The organism is Blastococcus aggregatus (assembly GCF_900221005.1).
GTDB lineage: Bacteria > Actinomycetota > Actinomycetes > Mycobacteriales > Geodermatophilaceae > Blastococcus > Blastococcus aggregatus.
The window spans coordinates 547,760-566,320 of sequence record NZ_OBQI01000003.1; the positions used below are offsets into that span (position 1 = coordinate 547,760).

Sequence of the window (18,561 nt, forward strand, 5' to 3'; positions counted from 1 at the left end):
AGAGCCTCAGGCGAAGACGATGGTGCGCGGGCCCTCGACGATGACGCGGTCCTCCACGTGCCAGGTCACGGCCTGGGCCAGCACCTGCCGCTCGACGTAGCGGCCGACGCGGCGCATGTCCTCGACCGTGGCGCGGTGGTCGACGCGGGCGACCTCCTGCTCGATGATCGGGCCGGCGTCGAGCTCGGGGGTCACGTAGTGCGCCGTCGCCCCGATCAGCTTGACGCCGCGGTCGTGCGCCGCCTGGTAGGGGTTCGCGCCGACGAACGCCGGCAGGAAGCTGTGGTGGATGTTGATCAGCCGCTCCGGGAACCGGCTGCAGAAGTCGGCCGACACGATCTGCATGTACCGGGCCAGGACGACCAGGTCGACGTCGCCGATCAGCTCCAGCGCCCGCGCCTCGGCGTCGGCCTTCGTCGCCGGCGTCACCGGGACGTGGTGGAACGGGATGCCGGCGGCGGCGGCGACCGGCGCCAGGTCGGGGTGGTTGGAGAGCACCGCGACGATGTCGGCCCGCAGGTCGCCGGCGCGCACCCGGTAGATCAGCTCCTGCAGCACGTGGTCGGCGCGGCTGACGAACACCGCGACGGTCGGCCGGTGCGCGGCCTCGGTGAGCCGCCAGGTCAGCTCCCACTCCCCCGCCACCGCGGCCAGCCGGGCCTCGAGCTCGGCCCGGCGGGACGCCAGCCCGGCCAGAACGAACTCCAGCCGCAGCGTGAAGGTGCCGCCGCTGGGGTCCGACGAGTGCTGCTGGGAGTCGGTGATGTTGGCGCCGAGCTCGGTGAGCAGCCCGCTGAGCAGGTGCACGATCCCGGGCCGGTCAGGGCAGCGGACGACCAGCCGCCCGAGGTCGTCGGTGCTGGGATCGGGCGTGGTGGACATGCCGGCAAGCGTGGCAGAAACGGCCATTTCCGCCCTCACCCAGGGGGGTCACGCCTCCGGCAGCGGCGCGCGGGTGGCGCCGGCGACGTCGAAGAGGTCGCCGTACTGCTCGACCCGGGCCAGGACGTCGTCGGTGGTGAACCGCAGCTCCGCCGGGTCCAGCGAGCCGTCCCGCACCGCGTCGACCTCGTCCCACCCGACCGGCGTGGACACCGTCGCGCCGGGCCGGGCGCGCAGCGAGTAGGGCGCCACGGTGGTCTTGGCCGGGTTGTTCTGGCTCCAGTCGATGAGCACCTTGCCCGGGCGCAGCGCCTTCTCCATCCGCCAGACGACATCGTCGGGCGTCTCGGCGGAGAGCTCCTGGGCCAGCAGCTTCGCGTACCGGCTCGGGTGCTCGCGGTCGGCCGGGGCCTCGATGGGCGCGTACACCTGCATGCCCTTGGAGCCCGACGTCTTGACCACCGGGTCCAGCCCGTCGGCCTCCAGCCGCTGGCCGAGCCGCTCGGCAACCGCGCAGCACTCGGCGATGCCGGTCTCCGGCCCGGGATCGAGGTCGAGCACGAGCAGGTCGGGCAGCGCCGGCTGCCCGTCGTCGTCGACCCGCCACTGGGGCACGTGCACCTCGAGGGCGGCGAGGTTGGCCGCCCAGGCGAGGTCGGCGGTCGACTCCAGCAGCACCATGTCGAGCGTCTCCCGGCCGCGCGTGCTGCCGGGGCTGGGGATCGTCACCCGGCGGACCCACTCCGGCGCGTGCCGGGCGCTGTTCTTCTCGAAGAACGTCTGGCCCTCGACGCCGTCGGGCCAGCGGGTGAAGGTGACCGGCCGGCCGGCCAGGTGCGGCAGCAGCACCGGCGCGATGCGCACGTAGTAGTCGATGACCTGCGCCTTGGTGAACCCCACCTCGGGGAAGAGCACCTTCTCCAGGTTGGACACCGCCAGCGTCCGGCCGTCGATCTCCACCCGCTGCTTGCTCACGGCTCGACCACCACGTCGTCGGGCTCCAGGTCGTCCCGCACGCCCTTCCAGGACGGGTGCCGCAGCCGGTTGTCCGCCGTCCACACCGCGAACGCGACCTCGCCGACGAGGTCGGGCTCGACCCAGTGCACGTCCTTCGTGACCTCGCGCGGCAACGTGCCGTCGAAGGGCGAGGTCGACCGCGGCGTGAACCCGCCCTGCAGGTCGCGGAGGTCCTGGTCGCGGAAGCCGGTCCCCACGTGACCGACGTAGACCAGCCGGCCCTCGTCGTCGGGCACCCCGATCAGCAGCGAGCCGATGCCGCCGGCCCGCCGGCCCTGCCCCGGCCGCCACCCTCCGACGACGACGGCCTGGGTGCGGACGTTCTTCAGCTTGCGCCAGTCGGGGCTGCGCACCCCCGGTCGGTACACGGAATCCAGGCGCTTGGCGACGACGCCCTCGAGCCCGTTCTCCTCGCTCGCGGCCAGCACGCCCTCGCCGCCGCCGGAGAACCAGGGCGTCGCCACCCAGCGCTGCCCGGCGAGGCCGAGGGCGTCGAGCCGGGCACGGCGCTCGGCGTACGGGCGGTTCGAGAGGTCCTCGCCGTCCCAGGACAGCAGGTCGAAGACCAGGAAGCTGACCGGGCGGGCGGCGGCCAGCCGCGGCACCTCGGGGCCGGTGCGGTGCATCCGGTTCTGCAGCGCGCCGAAGTCCGGGCGCCCGTCGGCGTCCATCAGCACGATCTCGCCGTCGACCACCGCGTCGTGGCCGGCCAAGGCGGCGGGCAGCCGGCCCACCTCCGGATAGCGGACGGTGATCCCGGTGCCCTTCCGCGAGGTGAGCACCAGCGTTCCGCCGTGCACCGCTGCCATGGCACGGACGCCGTCCCACTTGAACTCGTAGCCCCAGCGGTCGTCCTCCTCGGGCGGCGGCAGGCTGCCCGCGGTCGCGAGCATGGGCAGCGGCGCGGGGGTGGGCTCCGCCGACGGCTCCGTGTCCCGGGGGGATGTGTCGAGCTTGCGGACGTTCCAGGTGCCGTCGGTCAGCCGGTAGATGACGTAGCGGCCGACCAGGCGCCGGCCGTCGAAGGTGACGGTGATGTGGTCGTCGTCCCACTTCTCCGTCGCGTAGCGCCCGGCGTCCCAGATGCTGACCTCGCCGCCGCCGTACTCGCCGGCCGAGATCGTGCCGGAGAAGGAGGCGTACTCCAGCGGGTGGTCCTCGGTGGGGACGGCGAGCCGCCTCGGCCCCTGCTCGGTCGGCGGCCCCTTGGGTACCGCCCAGCTCTTCAGGACGCCGTCGCGCTCCAGCCGCAGGTCCCAGTGCACCCGCTCGCCGGCCCGCCCTCGCGGGGTGTGGTGCTCGTGCACGACGAAGGTGTCGCCGTCGCCCGCCGGCAGCGGCTGCCCTGAGGGCGGCACGGGTTCGGCCGTCCGCGCCGGGTCGCGCTTGGCGCGGTACTCGGCGAGCGGGTCGTCCGGCCGGCCGCTCGGGCGGGCGGGCACGTCAGGCGCTGCGACGGGCGCGCTTGGCCGGGGGCTTGTCGGCGCTCGCGGTCTTCTTCGCCGTCGTCGTCTTCGTGGCCGTCTTCTTCGCAGCGGCTGCCTTCTTCGCGGGCGCCTTCGCGGCGACCGCCTTCTTCGCGGGCGCGCGCTTGGCGGGGGCCTTCTTCGCCGGGCTCTCGTCGTCCTCCGCCGTCTCGTCCTTGGCGGCGTCGTCCTTCGCGGCGGAGCCGCCCTTGGCCCGCTCGACGCTGCGGCGCAGGGCGCTCATCAGGTCGACCACCGCGGCGCCGTCGTCGTCGGGGACCTCCGGCGGCTGCTGCACCTCGCCGCCGCTCTGCTTGGCCTCGAGGAGCGCGGTCATCGCCTCGCGGTAGTCGTCGGTGAACTCGGTGGGGTCGAACGCGCCCGACATCGACGAGATGAGCGCCTCGGCCATCGACAGCTCCTGCGGCCGGACGGAGACCTCCTCGTCGAGGAAGGCGAAGTCGGGACGGCGGATCTCGTCGGGCCAGCGCATCGTGTGCAGCACGAGGACCCCGTCGCGGACGCGCATCGCCGCCAGCGACTCCCGCTGCCGGATCGCGATCTTGGTGATCGCCACCTGGCCGGCGTTCTCGAGGGCGTCGCGCAGCAGCACGTAGGGCCGCGTCGCGGGACCGTCGGGCTCCAGGTAATAGGTCTTCTCGAACTGGATCGGATCGATCTCGGCCTGGTCGACGAACTGCAGCACCTCGATCTCGCGCCGGGTGCTCAGCGGCAGCTCGTCGAAGTCGTCGTCGGTGAGGACGACGACCTGGCCGTCGGGCAGCTCGTAGCCCTTGGCGATGTCGCTGTACTCGACCTCCTCGCCGTCGATCGAGCAGACCCGCTTGTACTTCACCCGGCCGCCGTCCGCGGCGTGCACCTGGTGGAACCGGATGTCCTTGTCCTCGGTGGCCGAATACAGCTTCACGCCGATGCTGACGAGCCCGAAGGACACGGCCCCGCGCCAGATGGATCGCATGCCGCCCCTTCCCGAGTGGCCCGCAGTGGGCCCGGACCGACCCGAACCGGGTCAAGATCACACGATAGGTGCGCAGACCCACCCACGGCAGGTCGACGGACACCCCGCCTCCCCCGGTCGGAGGACACGCCCGACACGCCGGGCACGCCCGGCGGGGGGATCAGCGCGCGGCGTCGTCCACGCCGTCGGGCTCGTCGGTCCCGACCGCGCCGGTGAACAGGCCGTTCTGGATGGCGTCGTAGGCGAACTGGAGGACGTCCGAGCCGGCGATCATGGTCATGGTCAGCGCGGCCAGGCGGGTGGCCCGGGGCGCGCTGACGTACCCGAACACGAACCCGGTGCCCACCCACTGGGCCAGGCAGAACGGGCAGGTGAGCAGCTCTCCGACGGCGTGCTTGACGCCGCCGTGCTCGCGGACCTCCTCGGCGACCTCCGCGTGACCGGAGGGGCCCTCGAAGCGGACGAACGGCGCCCGCAGCGGGGCGGTCACCGGGTCCTTGGCGATCCGCCGGGCCAGCCGGAAGGTCGCCACGGTCAGCAGCGCGACGTCACCGGGCGGGATCCGCTCCGGCAGCTCCCGGCCGGAGGCCCGCACGGCCGCGGCCGCGGCGGACACCAGACCCACGTAGACCCCCATGGCGCCCAGGTCCGCGCCGAGCGGCCGGGGCTCGCCGTCGGTGTACTCGTGCTTCTGGGTCCGGGCCCACCGGCGGACCGGGGCACCGATCCGCTGGACCTCGTCTGCGATCGCCATGGCCCCGCGCTACCCGCCGTCGGGCGGGTGAACCTCCGGCTCGCCGGCCGTGCGGCAGCGCACACGAGGCATGGCGACGGAGGTCACGGGTAGGGCCGCACGACGACGCCGGTCGCCAGCGACCGGCTGCCCGTCCCGCAGGGGACGACGAGCGCGGGTGCGCCCGCCCGACGACAGGAGACGCATGACCGACCCCGGAACCACCGACGGCACGACGCAGGCCGAGGGCCAGACGGCCCGGGACATCTTCCCCGAGGACGACGGCATCCCCGAGACCGCGCAGGACGACTCGCCCACGATGCAGCGCGCCGAGGATCCGCAGTTCGAGGCGCTGCCCGGGGAGCACCCGACCGCGACGACCGACTTCGGCACCACCGCCTCCGAGCAGGCCGAGGGCGAGTCCCTGTCCGGCCGGCTGGACCGGGAGCTGCCCGACGACGCCGCGGGCGTCCGCCCGGCCGAGGACCCGCAGCGTGCGGACGTCCAGCTGGAGCAGGACCTGGACACCAGCGATTCGGGGACCGACCGGACCGCCGACGACATGGCGGCCACGGGCGACGCCGCCATCGGCGGCGAGGGCCCCGAGGAGTCCGCCGTCCACCTGACCGACGGCTGACCGCCGGCACTCCCTCGCGACCTCCCCGGGGAGCGCGCGGCACGACTCGCGCCCCCGGGGTGGGTTGGCGCGTCCCCGCTCGGTTGTCTACCTTGGGTCCGCGGTTCAGCAGGGTGCCGCACCGGGGCAGGTCCCACGAGGACCGGCTCCGGCCGCGTCGACCACGCGCTGGACCGGGGGGATCCGTACCTCGGATCGCGCAGCGGTAGATTGACCGGGCGGTGTGCCAGCGCGCCGCCGCCGAGAGGAGCACGATCCGTGACCACTTCTGACCTGCCCGCCGAGGGACAGCCCGAGATGTCGACCGAGGGCACCGAGGCACCCTTCGACGACGTGATCACGCTCTCCACCTCCACCGACGAGGACGGCGTGGTGACGGTGAAGGTCGTCGGCGAGGTGGACACCTTCACCGCTCCGGTGCTGCGTTCGACGCTGGACGGCCAGCTCGAGCAGTCCCCACGCGAACTCGTCATCGACCTCTCCGGCGTCCAGTTCCTGGGCTCGGCCGGCCTGGCCGTGCTGGTCGAGACGCAGAAGTCCGCCCGCAGCCGGGAGGTCGCCCTCCGCCTGATCGCCACGACCCGCGCCGTCACGCGGCCGCTCGAGGTGACCGGTCTGATCGACCTCTTCACGATCGCGGACAGCACCGCACGCTGACGCTGACCCCGAGCCCCCGCACGGGGGGCGTCGACGAAGGCCCTCCCGGGAGAACCGGGAGGGCCTTCGTCGTTCAGGCCGACAGCAGCCGGCAGACCGCCTGTTCCAGCACCCGCTGCACGTCGCGGTCTGCGTCGGCCTTCTCGGCGGGCCGCAGGGCGTCCGCGACGGTCTCCCCGTGCTCGTACCGGTCGACCACCCGCGGGTCCACGTAGCTGGCCCTGCACACCGCGGGGGTGTTGCCCAGCTGCTCGCTGACCTGCCGGTACGCGGCGCTGACGATGCGCTTCCGGGCCGTGCGCGACGTCGGTGCGGGCGCCTCCGCCAGCGTCGCCGCCATGAGCACCGTGGCGTTCCAGGTACGGAAGTCCTTGGCCGTGATCTCCGCGCCGCTGATCTCCTTGAGGTAGGCGTTGATCTCGGCGCTGGTCACGTCCCGCCAGGAGCCGTCCTCGACCTGGTAGGCCAGCAGCTCCTCCCCCGTGCCCTCGGGCCGATCCAGCAGCTGCCGGACGACGGTGGCCGTGGGCCGGTCGGTGAGCTCCACCTCGCGCTCGATGCCGCCCTTGGCGGTGTAGGAGAAGAAGGTCCGCTCGCCCCGCACGCGGACGTGGTCCCGGCGCAGGGTGGCCAGGCCGTAGGTGCCGTTCTCCTCGGCGTACTGCTCGCTGCCGATGCGGAAGGCGGCCAGGTCGAGCAGCCGGATGGCCGTGGCCAGCACGCGCTCCCGGTTGAGCCCGCGGGTGCGCAGGGCGGCGACCACCTCGTCCCGCACGTCGGGCAGCTGGTGGGCGATCTCCAGCACCCGTTCGTGCTTCTCGGCGTCCCTCCGGGCCCGCCACTGGTCGTGGTACCGGTACTGCCGGCGCCCAGCCGCGTCCACCCCGGTGGCCTGGATGTGACCGTTCGGCCACGGGCAGATCCAGACGTCCTTCCAGGCCGGCGGGATGGCGAGACCGCGGATGCGGTCGAGCCGGTCGTCCCGGATCAGCGCGCCGTCGAGGTCGTAGTAGGCGAAGCCCCGGCCTGCCCGGCGCCGCCGGTAGCCGGGCCCGTTCACGTCACTCCGCCGCAGTCTCACCGCCGGAGGATGGGCACGCACGACGCTCCGCAAACGCCGGAGCTCGCGCCGTCACCCGTCAGCGGAGGTCCACCAGGCCGCCGAGGCCGCTGACCTCCAGCACCTGCCGGGTCACGCCGCCGTCGACCGCATGCACCACGAGGCGCCAGCCCTCGTCACGGGCGATCCGCGCCACCGCCAGCACCACGCGCACGGCGGCGCTGCTGAACAGCGCGACGTCCCGGAGATCCAGCTCGACCCGGGCGGTGCCGCCGTGGCTGGCTTCCAGCAGCCGGATCCGCAACGAGTCCGCACCGGCTTCGTCGACGGCTCCGCTGACGCGCACGACCGGCCGGGGGCCGTCGCGATCGACGACGAGCACCGGCCCGTCGGCCCCGCTCCCCGGGGCGGACGGCGCGTCGGGGCTGCGCCGCAGCCGCACCGTCAGGGTCACCGTGGTGCCCGCCCGGTCGTCCAGCGACACACCGTCGACGAGCTGGCGCATGATCAGCAGCCCGCGGCCGCGGTCGCCCGGATCGTGGTCGGGAGCGCGCCAGGTGCCGTCGTCGTGGACCGTGACGGTGAGCACCCCGTCCGGGTCCACCGCCGCGCGCACCGACATGGGTCCGGGCTCCCGCCCCCGGTAGGCGTGCTCGGCGGCATTGGCGCAGGCCTCGCCGACCGCGGCCATCACGCCCACCCGGTCGTTCTCGCCCATCCCGAGCTCGGTCAGCCAGGCGGTGAGCCGCCGGCGGATGCCCGGCAACGAGGCCGGGACGGCGGGCAGGTCCAGCCGGAGCGGCCCCTGGGTCGTGGCGCGGCGGTGCGCCACGAGGACGGCGACGTCGTCGGGCCAGTCCTGCGGCGGGCGGACGAGCTCCGCGATCTCGACGGCGAGCCCCGAGGCCGTGGCCGGGTCCCCGGCGCCCGGCCTGCCCAGCACCTCCCGCGAGGCCGACACCAGCCGCTCGAGGGCGACGGCGTAGTCGCTGCTGCTCCCCGCGAGCGCGCCGTTGGAGAACAGCACGAGCGTGGCCCCGTGCCCGAGGACGAAGCGGTGCACCGGCGTCCCGGCCCCCGGCATGCTGCCCAGGGGCGGACGCGGCGTGACGGCGAGGAACGAGGCGGTGCCGTCATCGCCCACGACCAGTGGCGCCGGGTGCCCCGCCGTGGTGAAGGCCAGCTCGCCCGTACCCGAGTCCAGCACGCCGTAGAAGACCGAGGCCCCTTCGACGTCGTCCATCAGCGCGGCGAAGGAGTCCAGCCCGGCCAGCACGGCCGCCGGGTCGGGATCGCGCAGGGCCGTGGACCGCATCGCCCCGCGCAGCCGGCTCATCGCCCCGGCCGCGGCGACCCCGTGCCCCACCGCGTCGCCGACCACGAGAGCCACCCGGCCGTCGCCCAGCGGCACCGCGTCGTACCAGTCCCCACCCGCGGCGCGGACCGACGTCGCGCGGTGGTAGCTGCCGGCCAGCGCCAGGTCGGGCAGCATCGGCAGGAACGGCGGAAGGAGCGAGGACTGGGCCGCCGCCACCGCGTCGGCGTCCGCGCCGGGCAGGAGGGCGGTGTCCGGGTCGTGCTCGATGACCACCACCGCGCCCGGCTCCCCGGCCACCCGCATCGGACGGAGCACCACGATGACCGCCGGGCCGCCGGCGCCCAGCGAGCCGCTCACCGTCTCGGCCCGGCCGGTGCCGATGACGGCGTCCACCACGTCGGCCAGCGGGCGGCCGGCCACGTGCGGCAGGTTCCCGCGTCCGGCGCCCAGGCGACGGGCGCCGGCGTTGGCCCACACGGTCCGGCCACCGGCCGCCAGGCAGTAGATCGGCGTGGGCGCGTCCTCCAGCGCCGCGAGCAGGACGTCGCCTCCCTCCGCCCCGGAGGTGTGCGGAAGGGGTGGCAGACTGCCCTGGCTGGTGCTCATCCCAGGCCAGGGAACAACAGGCCTCCGACCTCGGCAACCTCGCCCGGGCACGCGCCGGACGTGCGACAGCGCACGTTTGCGGTTCTCCGCCTCGGGGGTAGTAGACGCCGTCGGCTCGGCGCCTGCCGCGGCCGGATGAGCAGAATGGATGCCGCGCCTCGACAACCGAGTGCGCCGGGACGAAGGAGCTGCACACGGATGGTCGACTCGAGGGGCGCCCTCGCGCAGGACGGACGGCGCGCGGAACGGCTGGAGCTCCGGGTGCCGATCACCCCGATGCAGCTCCCGGCGGTCCGTGCGATGGCCGGTGACCTGGCCATCCGGATGGACTACGACCTGGACAGCGTCGAGGATCTCCGCCTCGCGGTGGACGAGGCCTGCGCGACGCTCGCCAGCGTCGGCCTGGGCGACGCGCCGCTGACCGTCGTCTTCGAGACCACCCGCACGGGCCTGCACATCGAGGCCTGGGTGCCGACCGCCGAGGGCGTCGACGTCCCGCGCGACGGGTTCGGCTGGGCCGTGCTCGCGACGCTGGTGGACGCGGTCGAGGGCCGGCCGGCCACGCAGGACCGGGTGCCCGGTGGCGACGGCTCCGACTCCCCGGTCGCCGTGATCGCCATGGACAAGTACCTGCCGGGTCAGCGCCCCGCCGAGCTGGCGGGTGGCGCAGGGCAGAACCTCTCGGTGGCCCGGTGACCCGGTCGCCCGCCACCGATCCGACCGGGATCAGGGTGGACCCACGGGACGGCGTCCCGCCGGAGCCGCGGGAGGCGCCGGATCAGACCGCGACGGCCACCGAAGCGCCTGCCCCGGAGCCGCTCGTCGCCGAGGAGCCGTCGGCCGAGGCGGCCTCCGCCGCCGAGGCTGCCCCCGCCGCCGAGGCTGCCCCCGTGGAGGACGCTCCCCCGCTGTCGGACAACCGGCGCCGCGCCCAGCGCACCGCCCCGCTCTTCACCGAACTGGCGACCCTGGAGAAGGGTGACCCGCGTCGCGAGCGGCTGCGCGAGATCCTCGTCGAGGAGCACCTTCCGCTGGTGCGGCACTTCGCCCGCCGGTTCAGCAACCGCGGCGAGCCCTTCGACGACCTCCTCCAGGTCGGCACCCTCGGGCTGATCGCAGCGATCGACCGGTTCGACCCGAGCCGCGGCGTGGAGTTCCTCTCCTTCGCGGTGCCGACGATCACCGGTGAGATCAAGCGGCACTTCCGCGACCAGGGCTGGTCGGTGCGGGTTCCGCGCCGGCTGCAGGAGCTGCACCTGTCGCTCAACGCCGCGGTGGGCGAGCTGGCCCAGAAGAACGGCCGCGCACCCACGCCGAGCGAGCTGGCCCAGCACCTGGGCATCCCGCGCGAGGAGGTCCTCGAGGGCCTCGCCGTCGCGAACGCCTACCGCAGCAGCTCGCTCGACGAGCGGCTCTCCGGGGACGACGACTCCCCCACCCTCGCCGCGACGCTGGGCGAGGAGGACGCCGCGCTCGAGGGCGTGGAGTACCGGGAGTCGCTGCAGCCGCTGCTGGCCACCATCCCGGCCCGCGAGCGCCGGATCCTCATCCTGCGGTTCTTCGGGAACATGACCCAGTCGCAGATCGCCGCGGACATCGGCATCTCGCAGATGCACGTCTCGCGGCTGCTGTCCCAGACGCTGGCCAAGCTGCGCGAAGGCCTGCTCAAGGATTGATCCCGTGCGGTCCTCCGGACCGCTACGGCGAGTGCGACGAAGTGGTGGCCATCGACTGCTGATCGCCACCACTTCGTCGCACTCGCCCCCGCGCGGCCCGGCAGAGGTACCTCTGCCTACGTCACTGGGGGCGGGGCGCGTCGTCGCCCGGCAGGTCCGGGGTGACCTCCGACAGCGGCGGCGGGGTGGGGATCACCGGGGTCGAGTCGGTGATGCTGGTCAGCTCGATCTTCGCCTCGGGCTGGTCGGCCGCCTTGGGCAGCTGCGACTCGAACCAGCTGCTGGTGTCGATGCCGCCGTCGGCAGGAGCGCTGCGGCCCTCGACCGAGGGGCCGACGTCCATCCACGAGGTGCCCTTCTCGGCGCCGCCCAGACCGGCCAACCCCTCGAGCGCCTTGCTGAACTCGCTGGGGACGATCCACATCTTGTTGGCGTCGCCCTTCGCGATCTGCGGGAGCGTCTGCAGGTACTGGTAGGCCAGCAGCCCCTGGTCGGGCTTGCCGTCGTGGATGGCCTGGAAGACCGTCTCGATCGACTTCGCCTGACCCTGCGCCTGCAGGAACAGCGCGGCCCGCTCACCCTCGGCGCGCAGGATGCGGCTCTGCCGCTCCGCCTCCGCCTCGAGGATCGCGGCCTGCTTGCGGCCCTCCGCGGAGAGGATCGCCGAGGCCTTGTCGCCCTCGGCCGAGGTGATCGCCGCCTGGCGGTGCCCCTCGGCGGTGAGGATGACCGCGCGCTTGTCGCGGTCGGCGCGCATCTGCTTCTCCATGGAGTCCTGGATGGAGTGCGGCGGGTCGATCGCCTTGATCTCCACCCGGGCCACCCGCAGGCCCCACGGGCCCGTGGTCCCGTCGAGCACCTCGCGCAGCTGGCTGTTGATGCCGTCGCGACCGGTCAGCGCGCCCTCGAGGTTGAGCCCACCGACGACGTTGCGCAGCGTCGTCGTGGTCAGCTGCTCCATGCCGGTGATGTAGTTCGCGATCCCGTAGACGGCCAGCTTGGGGTCGGTCACCTGGAAGTAGACGACGGTGTCGATGCCGACCTGCAGGTTGTCGGCGGTGATGACCGGCTGGGGCGGGAACGAGATCACCTGCTCGCGCAGGTCGATCGTCGCGCGCACGCGGTCGACGAACGGCACCAGGATCGACAGGCCGGGGCTCAGCGTGCGGCTGTAGCGGCCCAGCCGCTCGATCACCTTGGCCTGGGCCTGCGGGACGATGGTGACGCTCTTGGCGAGCACGAAGATCAAGAGCAGCGCGACGACGATCAGGGCGATCAGGGCGGGCTCCACACGGGGCTCCTTCGTCGGGGACGGTCGAATCCGACCCTTTCACGTCGGGTCCCGCCGGTCACGCGCCCGGCCGACCGTTCACTCCAGGGCGTCGCCCACCACGGCGGTGGCCCCGTCGATCTGCAGGATGCGGACCGTCGTCCCGATCGCGAAGACCTCGCCGTCGTACTGGCTGCGGGCCGACCACTCGTCGGCGCCCAGCCGGATGCGGCCACCGGCGACGTCCACCGCCCGGCTGACGACGGCGGTGCGGCCGACGAGGCCCTCGACGCCGTCCAGCTGCAGGGGGGTGCGCTCGACGAGGTGCCGCTTGGCGATCGGCCGGACGACGGCGAGCAGCGCCACCGACACGGCGATGAAGGCGACCAGCTGGAGCGCGACCGCGCCGCCGGAGACCGCGACCGCCAGGCCGCCGAGCGCGCCGCCGGCGAACATCAGCAGCACCAGGTCGAGGGTGAGCAGCTCGCCACCGACGAACAGGCCGGAGGCGATGAGCCAGAGCAGCCAGGCAGCCATACCGCGAGTCTGGCAGAGCCGGGCGCCGATGGCCGACGTCGACGTAGCCTCGGCCGGTGCACGACTTCCCCGCGGGCCGCGTCGCGGCGTGGGCCACCGCCTGGCTCACCGGACGCACCTCCTACGACGAGACGCTCGACGCCGTCACCGGCGAGCACGCCCACCGCGTGAGCGGGCTGCCCGGCACGTCCGGCGCCGTCCCCCTGGGCGAGGCGCTCAGCGCCCTGCGGGGCCTGGGCGAGCGACGGCTGCGCCTCGTCCTCCCGGCGCCGGGTGACGTCCGGGGGCTCCCCTCGATCCCGGGCCTCGCGCCGGTCGCGCTGGAGGCCGGGCAGGCCGCCGTCGGCGATCGGGTCGTGCTCGTGCCCGAGCCGCTGGGCGCCGAGGTGCTGGAGTGGACGGCCTTCCCGCTCGACGGCGCCGCCCCTCCGCCTCCGCCGGCCGAGGGCACGCTGCGGTCCGCGTCGGGTCAGCTGGCCCTGGCGATCACCCGGTCCGCGCGCACCCTCGGCGAGCTGGACCTCGCCCGCTGGCACCCCGAGGTCCCCGAACTGCTCGCCGGGCTGGCCCAGCCGTTGCCGGCGCCGGGCCTGCCCCCCGACCACGAACCGCTCGCCCTGGCGATCCTGGGCCGGGCGCTCCGTGTCGCCGCCGTCCTGGACCTGGCGCTGGCCGACGCGCCGGGCGGAGCGGTCAACCAGGCCCAGGCCGCTCGCCGCGACGCCGTCCTCCGCCCGCTCTCCGGAGCCGTGCGCGAGGCGGTGACCGCCGCGTACAACGCGGTCCCGCGCTGACCGCGGACCCGGTGCTGCATGGTCATGCATCGTCGTGAATACTTGTGCTCGTGTCCAAGGTGCTCACGTCTCTCCCGGTCGGCGAACGCGTCGGCATCGCGTTCTCCGGTGGTCTCGACACGTCGGTGGCGGTCGCGTGGATGCGCGACAAGGGCGCGGTCCCGTGCACGTACACCGCGGACATCGGCCAGTACGACGAGCCCGACATCGCCTCCGTGCCCGACCGCGCGGCCGCGTACGGCGCCGAGATCGCCCGCCTGGTCGACTGCCGCGCCGCACTGGTCGAGGAGGGCCTGGCCGCGCTGACCTGCGGCGCCTTCCACATCCGCTCCGGCGGGCGCAACTACTTCAACACCACGCCGCTGGGCCGGGCGGTCACCGGCACGCTGCTCGTCCGGGCGATGCTGGAGGACGACGTCCAGATCTGGGGCGACGGCTCCACCTACAAGGGCAACGACATCGAGCGGTTCTACCGCTACGGCCTGCTCGCCAACCCGGGGCTGCGGATCTACAAGCCGTGGCTGGACGCCGACTTCGTCACCGAGCTCGGCGGCCGCAAGGAGATGTCGGAGTGGCTGGTCGCCCACGGCCTGCCGTACCGCGACAGCGCCGAGAAGGCTTACTCCACCGACGCCAACATCTGGGGCGCCACCCACGAGGCGAAGACCCTCGAGCACCTCGACACCGGCATCGAGACCGTCCAGCCGATCATGGGTGTCCGGTTCTGGGACGAGTCGGTCGAGATCGCGCCGGAGACCGTCACGATCGGCTTCGAGCAGGGCCGGCCGGTGACGATCGACGGGCGCGAGTTCGGCTCCGCCGTCGACCTGGTGATGGCGGCCAACGCCATCGGCGGCCGGCACGGCCTGGGCATGTCCGACCAGATCGAGAACCGGATCATCGAGGCGAAGAGCCGCGGCATCTACGAGGCCCCCGGCATGGCGCTGCTGCACATCGCCTACGAGCGACTGGTCAACGCGATCCACAACGAGGACACCCTCGCCACCTACCACTCCGAGGGCCGCCGGCTGGGCCGGCTCATGTACGAGGGCCGGTGGCTGGACCCCCAGGCGCTGATGCTCAGGGAGTCGCTGCAGCGCTGGGTCGGCATGGCCGTCTCCGGCGAGGTGACCATCCGGCTGCGGCGCGGTGAGGACTACTCGATCCTCGACACCACCGGGGGCTCGTTCAGCTACCACCCGGACAAGCTGTCGATGGAGCGGACGTCGGACTCCGCGTTCGGCCCGGTGGACCGCATCGGCCAGCTGACGATGCGCAACCTCGACATCGCCGACTCGCGGGCGCGGCTCGAGCAGTACGCCCGCCTCGGCATGGTCGGCGGGTCGGTGCAGGCGGCGATCGGCGCCGCGCAGGCGGCGTCCACCGGCCTCATCGACGCCTCGGTCCAGGGTGGCGCCGAGACGATCGCCTCGCGGGGACAGGTCTCCGACCACGACGAGCTGCTCGACCGCGCGGCGATGGAGTCCGGCACCGACTGACGCGCGAACCCCTCCTGCCGCCGGGCGGGCGGGCCTACCGTGACCCGGCATGACCGAGCAGATGACGATGAACCGGGTCATCCATTCCGCGGTACGGCGCGACCTGGATCGCCTGGCGGACGCCCTGATCCGGATGCAGGACGGCGACCGGCCGCGCGCGCAGGCGCTCGACCGGGCCTACCGGAACCTGCAGACCGAGCTCACCCACCACCACGAGGGCGAGGACACCCACATCTGGCCGATGCTCGCCTCCGTGGGCGTCGACCGGGGGCTGCTCGACGCCATGGAGAGCGAGCACTCCGCCATGGCCGGGGCCCTGGCGGAGACGGCGACCGCCATGTCGACGGTGGCCGCGACCGGCGCCGGCACGGACGCCGCCGCGGCGCGGGACAGCCTGCTGCGCACCCGGGACGTCGTCGAGCGGCACCTCCGGCACGAGGAGACCGAGCTCGAGCCGCAGCTGGCCCCGCACACGGAGACGCCGGAGTGGCACGCCGTCGAGAAGAAGCTGCGCAGCCAGCCGCTCCCCGTCGCCGGCCGCTTCTTCGCCTGGCTCACCGACGGCATGACCGAGGAGAACCGCGCCTTCCTGAAGCGCACGGTCCCCTCGCCGGTGGTGACCGTGATGTCCCGGGTCTTCGGACGGCGCTACTACAAGGACGTCGCCCCGACCTGGCGGTGAGGGCCCGCGGCCCGCCCGGACGTCACGCGGTCGGGCGCGGCCTCGGCGGCACGAAACAGCAGGACGCGGGACAGTTCGTCCCGAGGCGCGGCTCGCCTCCGGCACGACGCTCGGCGAGGAGATCCGCCAGGGCACTGACGAACGCCGGGTGCGTGCCCGCCGTCGCGGCGCGGGCGAAGGCCAGCCCGAGCTCCTCGGCGGTCTCCTTGGCCTCGTTGTCCAGGTCCCAGATCACCTCGAGGTGGTCGCTGACGAACCCGACGGGGAAGAGGACGACGGCCTGCTCCCCCGCCTGAGCCAGCGCCTTCAGGTGGTCGTTGACGTCGGGCTCGAGCCAGGGCACCGACGGCGGGCCGCTGCGGCTCTGCCAGACGAGGTCGAACGGACGGCCGGGGGCGACCAGGTCGACGACCTGCCGGGCCGCGGCCTCGAGCTCGGCCTCGTAGGCGTGCCCCGCGGGGCCGGCGACGGCGGCCATCGAGTCGGGGATGCTGTGCGCGGTGGCGACCAGCCGGGCGCCGTCGCGGAGCTCCTCGGGCAGCTCGGCGAGCGCGGCGGCCAGCGCGTCGGCGTTGGCCCGCACGAAGCCCTCGGCGTCGAAGTAGTGCGGCAGCTTCTCCGCCGTCGGCCCGCTGGGTGCGCTCGCGTCGCCGGTCATCGCGGCGCGCGCCCGGGCGATGTCCTCGTGGTACTGCCGGCACCCGGAGAACGAGGCGTAGGCCGACGTCGCCAGGACGTAGGCGTGCTGGATGCCGTCGTCGGCCATCTGCTGCCAGACGTCCTCGACGTAGGGCGCCCAGTTGCGGTTGCCCCAGTAGACGGGCAGGCCGATGCCGGCCGCGCGCAGCGCACCCTGGAGCGCGCCGATCAGCGCCTTGTTCTGGTCGTTGATCGGGCTGACGCCGCCGAAGTGGTGGTAGTGCTCGGCGACCTCCTCCAGCCGCTCGCGCGGGATCCCGCGGCCGCGCGTGACGTTCCCCAGGAACGGCATGACGTCGTCGGGGCCCTCGGGGCCGCCGAAGGAGAGCAGCAGGAGCGCCTCGCGGCGGCCCGCCGGAGCGGGCGCGGACGACGGCGCGACGCCGCCGTTGTTGCGGACGGCCAGGGACGGGTCCTCGTCGGGACGCTGACCGGCAGGGGTGATGTCTACGATGGCGCGGGGCACGTGGGTTCTTTCCGGTTGCGGGGCGGTTCTGGATGCAGCCGTGCCGGCTCACACACCGACGGCGTGGAAGCCGCCGTCGACGTGGACGATCTCACCGGTGGTGGCGGGGAACCAGTCGGAGAGCAGGGCGACGACGGCCTTGCCCGCGGGGGCGGTGTCGGTGACCGACCAGCCCAGCGGCGCCCGGCCCTCCCAGGCCTCCTCGAACTGGGCGCTGCCCGGGATGGACTTCATCGCCATGCTGCGCAGCGGACCGGCGGCCACGATGTTGGACCGCACGCCCTCGGGGCCGAGTTCGCGGGCGACGTAGCGGCTGGTCGACTCCAGCGCCGCCTTCGCCGCGCCCATCCAGCCGTACACCGGCCAGGCGACGGAGGCGTCGAAGGTCAGCCCGACGACGGACGACGGGTTCGCCAGCAGCGGCCGGCAGGCCTGGGTGAGCGAGGCGTAGGACCAGGCCGACACCTGGAAGGCGGTGGCGGCGTGCTCCCACGCCACCTCCGGGAAGCCCTCGCCCATCGCCTCCTGCGGCGCGAAGCCGATCGAGTGGACGACCCCGTCGAGGGAGTCGAAGCCCTGCTCCCGGAGCCGGCCGGCCAGCGCGGCCAGGTGCTCGGTGTCGGTGACGTCGAGCTCGACGACCGGCGCCTCCTGCGGCAGCCGCTTGGCGATCCGCTGGCACAGCGACAGCGCCCGGCCGAAGTTCGACAGGACGACGGTGGCGCCCTGTTCCTGCGCGATGCGGGCCGTCGCGAAGGCGATCGACGCCTCGGTCAGCACGCCGGTGACCAGCACCTTCTTGCCCTCGAGAATGCCGCCGCTCATCAGTGCCCCATCCCCAGTCCGCCGTCGACCGGGACGACCGCCCCGGTGATGTATCCCGCTGCGTCGGAGGCCAGGAAGCGCACCACGCCCGCGACCTCCTCGGCCGAGGCGTACCGCCCGAGCGGCACCTGCCCCAGGATCTCCTTCTGCCGCGCCTCCGGCAGCGCCGCCGTCATGTCGGTGGTCACGAACCCGGGCGCCACCACGTTGGCCGTGATGCTGCGGCTGCCGAGCTCGCGGGCGATCGACCGGGCCAGGCCGACCAGGCCGGCCTTCGACGCGGCGTAGTTGGTCTGCCCGGCCGAGCCCAGCAGCCCGACGACGGACGACACGAAGATCATCCGCCCGGAGCGGGCGCGGACCATCTTCGCGCTGGCCCGCTTGGCGACGCGGTACGCCGCGGTCAGGTTCGCGTCGAGGACGTCGGCGAAGTCCTCCTCCTTCATGCGCATGAGGAGGCCGTCGCGGGTGATCCCGGCGTTGCTGACCAGCACCTCGACCGGGCCCTGGTGCTCCTCGACCTCGGAGAACGCCCGGTCGACGTCGTCGCTGCTGGTGACGTCGCACTGCACGCCGAGCAGCCCGTCGGGTGCGCCGCTGCCGCGGTGGGTCACCGCCACGGAGTCGCCCTGCTCTGCGAAGGACCGGGCGATCGCCAGCCCGATGCCGCGGTTGCCGCCGGTCACCAGCACCGATCTGCCCACGAGTTGCTCCCCTGCCGACGCCGATGTCCTGCGTCGAACCTATCCCCTGGTCCG

General features: G+C 73.8%; 19 protein-coding genes. 7 read left to right on the forward strand and 12 right to left on the reverse strand.

Going from position 1 to position 18,561, the window contains the following annotated elements; translation table 11 throughout:
• Positions 1 to 6: 6 nt before the first annotated feature.
• The 5 genes from purU to CRP29_RS12415 form a co-directional block, all read right to left on the reverse strand.
• On the reverse strand, positions 7 to 882 hold the full coding sequence (gene purU, locus CRP29_RS12395) for a formyltetrahydrofolate deformylase (protein WP_097195328.1): 876 nt from the start codon (positions 880 to 882) through the stop codon (positions 7 to 9).
• 48 nt (positions 883 to 930) lie between these two features.
• On the reverse strand, positions 931 to 1,857 hold the full coding sequence (gene ligD, locus CRP29_RS12400) for a non-homologous end-joining DNA ligase (protein ID WP_097195329.1): 927 nt from the start codon (positions 1,855 to 1,857) through the stop codon (positions 931 to 933).
• Positions 1,854 to 3,341, reverse strand: coding sequence for a non-homologous end-joining DNA ligase (ligD, locus tag CRP29_RS12405; RefSeq protein WP_097195330.1), 1,488 nt, complete (start codon positions 3,339 to 3,341; stop codon positions 1,854 to 1,856). Before ligD (CRP29_RS12405) ends, ligD (CRP29_RS12400) begins: the two co-directional genes overlap by 4 nt.
• A gap of 1 nt (position 3,342) precedes the next feature.
• Complete coding sequence (gene ku / locus CRP29_RS12410; RefSeq protein WP_097195331.1) at positions 3,343 to 4,344, reverse strand: non-homologous end joining protein Ku; 1,002 nt, start codon at positions 4,342 to 4,344, stop codon at positions 3,343 to 3,345.
• 160 nt (positions 4,345 to 4,504) lie between these two features.
• A complete protein-coding gene (locus CRP29_RS12415; protein WP_097195332.1) occupies positions 4,505 to 5,098 on the reverse strand; it encodes a DUF1360 domain-containing protein in 594 nt (197 codons plus the stop codon).
• A 184-nt stretch (positions 5,099 to 5,282) separates the two neighbouring features.
• On the opposite strand from CRP29_RS12415, the gene CRP29_RS12420 reads away from it, so the two are divergent.
• Positions 5,283 to 5,714, forward strand: coding sequence for a hypothetical protein (locus tag CRP29_RS12420; protein ID WP_097195333.1), 432 nt, complete (start codon positions 5,283 to 5,285; stop codon positions 5,712 to 5,714).
• 258 nt (positions 5,715 to 5,972) lie between these two features.
• Positions 5,973 to 6,371 carry an STAS domain-containing protein gene (locus CRP29_RS12425; RefSeq protein ID WP_245852758.1) on the forward strand — a complete coding sequence of 133 codons (399 nt, stop codon included), beginning with the start codon at positions 5,973 to 5,975 and terminating at the stop codon, positions 6,369 to 6,371.
• A gap of 73 nt (positions 6,372 to 6,444) precedes the next feature.
• Here the strand turns inward: CRP29_RS12425 and CRP29_RS12430 are convergent, their stop codons facing one another.
• Both CRP29_RS12430 and CRP29_RS12435 read right to left on the reverse strand, forming a co-directional pair.
• The gene (locus tag CRP29_RS12430; protein ID WP_097195334.1) at positions 6,445 to 7,431 is read right to left on the reverse strand and encodes a DNA topoisomerase IB; all 987 of its coding nucleotides are present in this window, start codon (positions 7,429 to 7,431) and stop codon (positions 6,445 to 6,447) included.
• A 79-nt stretch (positions 7,432 to 7,510) separates the two neighbouring features.
• The gene (locus CRP29_RS12435) at positions 7,511 to 9,355 is read right to left on the reverse strand and encodes a SpoIIE family protein phosphatase (RefSeq protein ID WP_245852759.1); all 1,845 of its coding nucleotides are present in this window, start codon (positions 9,353 to 9,355) and stop codon (positions 7,511 to 7,513) included.
• 198 nt (positions 9,356 to 9,553) lie between these two features.
• Here CRP29_RS12435 and CRP29_RS23025 point away from each other — a divergent pair, with 198 nt between their 5' ends.
• Positions 9,554 to 10,051: an ATP-binding protein gene (locus CRP29_RS23025; protein ID WP_097195335.1), complete on the forward strand. Its 498-nt coding sequence runs from the start codon at positions 9,554 to 9,556 to the stop codon at positions 10,049 to 10,051.
• The gene (locus CRP29_RS23030) at positions 10,048 to 11,031 is read left to right on the forward strand and encodes an RNA polymerase sigma factor SigF (protein WP_245852760.1); all 984 of its coding nucleotides are present in this window, start codon (positions 10,048 to 10,050) and stop codon (positions 11,029 to 11,031) included. Before CRP29_RS23025 ends, CRP29_RS23030 begins: the two co-directional genes overlap by 4 nt.
• Positions 11,032 to 11,152: 121 nt before the next feature.
• Here the strand turns inward: CRP29_RS23030 and CRP29_RS12450 are convergent, their stop codons facing one another.
• Together CRP29_RS12450 and CRP29_RS12455 are read right to left on the reverse strand one after the other, a co-directional pair.
• Positions 11,153 to 12,322, reverse strand: coding sequence for an SPFH domain-containing protein (locus CRP29_RS12450; protein WP_097195336.1), 1,170 nt, complete (start codon positions 12,320 to 12,322; stop codon positions 11,153 to 11,155).
• A gap of 78 nt (positions 12,323 to 12,400) precedes the next feature.
• Positions 12,401 to 12,838 (reverse strand): NfeD family protein, encoded by a 438-nt coding sequence (locus CRP29_RS12455; protein WP_097195337.1) that lies wholly within the window; start codon positions 12,836 to 12,838, stop codon positions 12,401 to 12,403.
• A 56-nt stretch (positions 12,839 to 12,894) separates the two neighbouring features.
• Between CRP29_RS12455 and CRP29_RS12460 the strand changes: the two genes are divergently transcribed.
• Genes CRP29_RS12460 through CRP29_RS12470 form a run of 3 tightly spaced genes read left to right on the forward strand, consistent with a single transcriptional unit; the run spans position 12,895 to position 15,813 of the window.
• A complete protein-coding gene (locus tag CRP29_RS12460) occupies positions 12,895 to 13,632 on the forward strand; it encodes a hypothetical protein (RefSeq protein WP_097195338.1) in 738 nt (245 codons plus the stop codon).
• 50 nt (positions 13,633 to 13,682) lie between these two features.
• On the forward strand, positions 13,683 to 15,131 hold the full coding sequence (gene argG / locus CRP29_RS12465) for an argininosuccinate synthase (RefSeq protein ID WP_097195562.1): 1,449 nt from the start codon (positions 13,683 to 13,685) through the stop codon (positions 15,129 to 15,131).
• 49 nt (positions 15,132 to 15,180) lie between these two features.
• Positions 15,181 to 15,813, forward strand: a complete 633-nt coding sequence (locus tag CRP29_RS12470) for a hemerythrin domain-containing protein (protein WP_097195339.1) — start codon at positions 15,181 to 15,183, stop codon at positions 15,811 to 15,813.
• Between the two features lie 22 nt (positions 15,814 to 15,835).
• Here CRP29_RS12470 and CRP29_RS12475 read toward each other — a convergent pair whose 3' ends face one another.
• Genes CRP29_RS12475 through fabG form a run of 3 tightly spaced genes read right to left on the reverse strand, consistent with a single transcriptional unit; the run spans position 15,836 to position 18,507 of the window.
• Positions 15,836 to 16,978, reverse strand: coding sequence for a ferrochelatase (locus CRP29_RS12475; protein ID WP_097195340.1), 1,143 nt, complete (start codon positions 16,976 to 16,978; stop codon positions 15,836 to 15,838).
• Between the two features lie 48 nt (positions 16,979 to 17,026).
• Positions 17,027 to 17,803: an enoyl-ACP reductase FabI gene (gene fabI / locus CRP29_RS12480; RefSeq protein WP_097195341.1), complete on the reverse strand. Its 777-nt coding sequence runs from the start codon at positions 17,801 to 17,803 to the stop codon at positions 17,027 to 17,029.
• On the reverse strand, positions 17,803 to 18,507 hold the full coding sequence (gene fabG / locus CRP29_RS12485) for a beta-ketoacyl-ACP reductase (RefSeq protein WP_097195342.1): 705 nt from the start codon (positions 18,505 to 18,507) through the stop codon (positions 17,803 to 17,805). Before fabG ends, fabI begins: the two co-directional genes overlap by 1 nt.
• Positions 18,508 to 18,561: the final 54 nt, after the last annotated feature.

Coding starts and splice junctions, on each gene's coding strand:
- purU (WP_097195328.1), bottom strand. CDS start 882: ATGTCCACCACGCCCGATCCCAGCACCGACGACCTCGGGCGGCTGGTC.
- ku (WP_097195331.1), bottom strand. CDS start 4,344: ATGCGATCCATCTGGCGCGGGGCCGTGTCCTTCGGGCTCGTCAGCATC.
- CRP29_RS12415 (WP_097195332.1), bottom strand. CDS start 5,098: ATGGCGATCGCAGACGAGGTCCAGCGGATCGGTGCCCCGGTCCGCCGG.
- CRP29_RS12420 (WP_097195333.1), top strand. CDS start 5,283: ATGACCGACCCCGGAACCACCGACGGCACGACGCAGGCCGAGGGCCAG.
- CRP29_RS12435 (WP_245852759.1), bottom strand. CDS start 9,355: ATGAGCACCAGCCAGGGCAGTCTGCCACCCCTTCCGCACACCTCCGGG.
- CRP29_RS23025 (WP_097195335.1), top strand. CDS start 9,554: ATGGTCGACTCGAGGGGCGCCCTCGCGCAGGACGGACGGCGCGCGGAA.
- CRP29_RS12455 (WP_097195337.1), bottom strand. CDS start 12,838: ATGGCTGCCTGGCTGCTCTGGCTCATCGCCTCCGGCCTGTTCGTCGGT.
- CRP29_RS12470 (WP_097195339.1), top strand. CDS start 15,181: ATGACCGAGCAGATGACGATGAACCGGGTCATCCATTCCGCGGTACGG.
- fabI (WP_097195341.1), bottom strand. CDS start 17,803: ATGAGCGGCGGCATTCTCGAGGGCAAGAAGGTGCTGGTCACCGGCGTG.